Source organism: Aquincola agrisoli, assembly GCF_036621135.1.
Taxonomy (GTDB): Bacteria; Pseudomonadota; Gammaproteobacteria; order Burkholderiales; family Burkholderiaceae_C; genus Aquincola; species Aquincola agrisoli.
Genome location: NZ_JAZIBG010000034.1, coordinates 1 through 1,175, shown reverse-complemented (window position 1 = coordinate 1,175; position 1,175 = coordinate 1). Strand labels below are relative to the sequence as shown.

The 1,175-nt window shown below is 65.8% G+C and carries 2 protein-coding genes; both read left to right on the top strand.

Going from position 1 to position 1,175, the window contains the following annotated elements:
- A partial coding sequence (locus V4F39_RS16460; protein WP_332290794.1) for a dockerin type I domain-containing protein occupies positions 1-688 on the top strand: 688 nt, incomplete at its 5' end.
- A 50-nt stretch (positions 689-738) separates the two neighbouring features.
- Positions 739-1,175: cohesin domain-containing protein (locus tag V4F39_RS16455; RefSeq protein ID WP_332290793.1), on the top strand; the 437-nt coding region annotated here is incomplete at its 3' end.

The window sequence follows — 1,175 nt, the reverse complement described above, 5'->3', positions numbered from 1 at the left end:
ACCCTCCATGGCCAGCGCCGCTGCCGCGACGACGTTCAAGCAGGGCTTCAACGGCTACGAAACCGCATCGCTGGGGCTTTATGGCGCGGCAAGCCGCCAGATGCACACGCTGCTGCTCGGTGGCATGAGCCTGCAGTATCTGGACGAGCAGACCGGTCAACTGGTGACCGACAACAGGCTGCCGTTCGTCAACGACATCACCGCCGTCAGCCGCGACGAGAGCGGCGCCTACAGCCAGCGCCACCTCGGCTACTTTCCGTTCATGACGGACAACACGGGCGCACGTCTGCACTTCGGCACCAACGCCAAGTTCTTCGTCAGCGCTGGCGTTCCGACGTATGCCAATCACGTCATCAAGCTGGACGGCCTGGCCGGCGGCACGCGCCTGGGGTATGTGTTTGGCGGCCTGGTCAGCAATGCGCCGAACACGCGCGGCATTGCCGGCACGATGTCGGCGGCGTCGAACCAGATGTTCGAAGTGCTGATCCACCCGCGGGTGCAGGGCGACCTCGACTGGGACGGGACTGTCGGCTGCAGCGACCTTCGCATCGTCCGCGCATCGATCGGGAAGTCGGCCGGCAAGCCGGGCTTCGACCCGCGCGCCGACACCAACGCCGATGGCATGGTCGACCTGCGTGACCTGACATCCATCGCCAGGCGCGTGAAGGCAGACACCGTTTGCCCCTGACCGGCGGCACGCTGTTGCAACCACCCAAAAATAACCGAGGAGATTCTTTCATGCTGAATGGGGCCGGCTTCAAGGGCCGAATCGCCGCTGCCATGCTGGCGGCCATCACGATGGCTCCCGCCGCTTGGTCGCAGACCACGCTGTCGACCACCGTCACGCCCGCTCCCGCCGTCGTCGGCTCGACGGTGACGGTCGACGTGCGGATCGACAACGTGCTCGACCTCTATGGGTTCCAGTTCACGCTCGGCTTCGACAGCAGCGTGCTGCGCGCCAACACCGTCGGTGCCGGCAGCTTCCTTTCGACGGGCGGCAGCACCTTCTTTGGCCCGGGCAGCATCGACAACGACGCCGGCAGCGTCGCCTTCATCTTCGACACGCTGCTCGACGACGTGCCCGGCGTCAACGGCGGCGGGACACTGGCCAGCATCAGCTTCGACGTGCTGCGGGCAGGCAGCAGCGCGCTGAATTTCTCGGACGTGATGCTGTC